Below are 3,503 nucleotides of genomic sequence, written 5' to 3'. Positions count from 1 at the left end.
ACTCTCACATGGGGAGACCCCACACTACCATCGGCGCTACGGCGTTTCACTGCTGAGTTCGGCATGGGGTCAGGTGGGACCACCGCGCTATTGCCGCCAGACAAATCCTGGTTTCAACCCCGAACAAGCTGTCATCTGCTTTGAAACTTTGTCATCTGCTCTCTCAGCCCAAAACACCTTCGGTGTTGTCAGGTTAAGCCGCACGGTTCATTAGTACTGGTTAGCTCAACGTCTCGCAACGCTTACACACCCAGCCTATCCACGTCCTCGTCTCGAACGTTCCTTCAGTGTCCTCAAGGGACAAGGGAAGACTCATCTCAAGGCAAGTTTCCCGCTTAGATGCTTTCAGCGGTTATCTCTTCCGCACTTAGCTACCGGGCAGTGCCATTGGCATGACAACCCGAACACCAGTGGTGCGTCCACTCCGGTCCTCTCGTACTAGGAGCAGCCCCTTTCAATCTTCCAACGCCCACGGCAGATAGGGACCGAACTGTCTCACGACGTTCTAAACCCAGCTCGCGTACCACTTTAAATGGCGAACAGCCATACCCTTGGGACCTACTTCAGCCCCAGGATGTGATGAGCCGACATCGAGGTGCCAAACACCGCCGTCGATATGAACTCTTGGGCGGTATCAGCCTGTTATCCCCGGAGTACCTTTTATCCGTTGAGCGATGGCCCTTCCATGCAGAACCACCGGATCACTAAGACCTACTTTCGTACCTGCTCGAGCTGTCACTCTCGCAGTCAAGCTAGCTTATGCCTTTGCACTAACCTCACGATGTCCGACCGTGATTAGCTAACCTTCGTGCTCCTCCGTTACGCTTTGGGAGGAGACCGCCCCAGTCAAACTACCCACCAGACACTGTCCGCAACCCGGATGACGGGCCTACGTTAGAACCTCAAACATTCAAGGGTGGTATTTCAAGGTTGGCTCCATGCAGACTGGCGTCCACACTTCCAAGCCTCCCACCTATCCTACACATCAAGGCTCCAGGTTCAGTGTCAAGCTATAGTAAAGGTTCACGGGGTCTTTCCGTCTTGCCGCGGGTACACTGCATCTTCACAGCGAGTTCAATTTCACTGAGTCTCGGGTGGAGACAGCCTGGCCATCATTACGCCATTCGTGCAGGTCGGAACTTACCCGACAAGGAATTTCGCTACCTTAGGACCGTTATAGTTACGGCCGCCGTTTACTGGGGCTTCGATCAAGAGCTTCGCCTTGCGGCTAACCCCATCAATTAACCTTCCAGCACCGGGCAGGCGTCACACCGTATACGTCCACTTTCGTGTTTGCACAGTGCTGTGTTTTTATTAAACAGTTGCAGCCAGCTGGTATCTGCGACTGGCTTCGGCTCCGGGCGCGGGGCCCTTCACCTAGTGCCAGCGTGCCTTCTCCCGAAGTTACGGCACCATTTTGCCTAGTTCCTTCACCCGAGTTCTCTCAAGCGCCTGAGTATTCTCTACCTGACCACCTGTGTCGGTTTGGGGTACGATCCAATGTTACCTAGAGCTTAGAGGCTTTTCCTGGAAGCAGGGCATCAGCTACTTCAGCACCGTGGTGCCTCGTCATCACGCCTCAGTGTTAACAGGTGACCGGATTTGCCAGGTCACCCCACCTACACGCTTAAACCGGGACAAACCGTCGCCCGGCCAGCCTAGCCTTCTCCGTCCCCCCTTCGCAGTAACACCGGGTACGGGAATATTAACCCGTTGCCCATCGACTACGCCTTTCGGCCTCGCCTTAGGGGTCGACTCACCCTGCCCCGATTAACGTTGGACAGGAACCCTTGGTCTTCCGGCGAGCGGGTTTTTCACCCGCTTTATCGTTACTTATGTCAGCATTCGCACTTCTGATACCTCCAGCATGCCTCACAGCACACCTTCAACGGCTTACAGAACGCTCCCCTACCCAACAACACTTGCGTGTCGCTGCCGCAGCTTCGGTGCATGGTTTAGCCCCGTTACATCTTCCGCGCAGGCCGACTCGACCAGTGAGCTATTACGCTTTCTTTAAATGATGGCTGCTTCTAAGCCAACATCCTGGCTGTCTGAGCCTTCCCACTTCGTTTCCCACTTAACCATGACTTGGGGACCTTAGCTGGCGGTCTGGGTTGTTTCCCTCTTCACGACGGACGTTAGCACCCGCCGTGTGTCTCCCGTGATAACATTCTTCGGTATTCGCAGTTTGCATCGGGTTGGTAAGTCGGGATGACCCCCTAGCCGAAACAGTGCTCTACCCCCGAAGATGACTTCACGAGGCGCTACCTAAATAGCTTTCGGGGAGAACCAGCTATCTCCCGGTTTGATTGGCCTTTCACCCCCAGCCACAAGTCATCCGCTAATTTTTCAACATTAGTCGGTTCGGTCCTCCAGTTAGTGTTACCCAACCTTCAACCTGCCCATGGCTAGATCACCGGGTTTCGGGTCTATACCCTGCAACTTAACGCCCAGTTAAGACTCGGTTTCCCTGCGGCTCCCCTATACGGTTAACCTTGCTACAGAATATAAGTCGCTGACCCATTATACAAAAGGTACGCAGTCACACCCCAAAGGGTGCTCCCACTGCTTGTACGTACACGGTTTCAGGTTCTCTTTCACTCCCCTCGCCGGGGTTCTTTTCGCCTTTCCCTCACGGTACTGGTTCACTATCGGTCAGTCAGGAGTATTTAGCCTTGGAGGATGGTCCCCCCATGTTCAGACAGGATACCACGTGTCCCGCCCTACTCATCGAACTCCCACTGCCAGCGTCTTCAGATACGGGGCTATCACCCTTTACTGCCGGCCTTTCCAGACCGTTCTCCTGACGCTGACACTGATGCTGGTTCTGGGCTGCTCCCCGTTCGCTCGCCGCTACTGGGGGAATCTCGGTTGATTTCTTTTCCTCGGGGTACTGAGATGTTTCAGTTCCCCCGGTTCGCCTCATTAACCTATGAATTCAGTTAATGATAGTGCAACGGATTGCACTGGGTTTCCCCATTCGGACATCGCCGGCTGATGGCGCTTCATATCAGCTCACCGGCGCTTTTCGCAGATTAGCACGTCCTTCATCGCCTCTGACTGCCTAGGCATCCACCGTGTACGCTTAGTCGCTTAACCTCACAACCCGAAGGTGTCTTCGGACTGGAGTTTTGAGAGACTCCCCAATCCCGTCTTCACGACTGGGACTGGGTGTTTCAAATTTTCAGCTTGTTCCGGATTGTTAAAGAGCTATTATTGGTAAACCGACTTTACAGCCCGCTTAACAATAATATCAGGGGGCACCGCCTTTCACACAGGGCCTGAGCAGTGTGGCGTCCCCTAGGGGATTCGAACCCCTGTTACCGCCGTGAAAGGGCGGTGTCCTAGGCCTCTAGACGAAGGGGACATCGAGTCTTCTTCGCAGACGCGCTGCTCATATTACATTTCATCAGACAATCTGTGTGAGCACTGCAACAAAAACTACTATCTCTAGGTAAGGAGGTGATCCAACCGCAGGTTCCCCTACGGTTACCTTGTTACGA

Annotated in this window: 1 tRNA gene and 2 rRNA genes; all 3 read right to left on the bottom strand. The window is 54.1% G+C overall.

Features of this window, described 5'->3' with window-relative positions:
• Nucleotides 1-101, bottom strand: a 5S ribosomal RNA gene (rrf, locus tag Xvie_RS19870); the annotation flags it as partial.
• Nucleotides 102-189: 88 nt separating this feature from the next.
• Nucleotides 190-3,099 (bottom strand): 23S ribosomal RNA (locus Xvie_RS19865).
• A 192-nt stretch (nucleotides 3,100-3,291) separates the two neighbouring features.
• Nucleotides 3,292-3,367, bottom strand: a tRNA-Glu gene (locus Xvie_RS19860).
• Nucleotides 3,368-3,503 lie beyond the last annotated feature (136 nt).

Source organism: Xenorhabdus vietnamensis, from assembly GCF_002127535.1.
GTDB classification, from domain to species: domain Bacteria; phylum Pseudomonadota; class Gammaproteobacteria; order Enterobacterales; family Enterobacteriaceae; genus Xenorhabdus; species Xenorhabdus vietnamensis.
The sequence above is the reverse complement of the archived record's forward strand: the minus strand, read 5'-3'. Positions and strand labels throughout refer to the sequence as shown.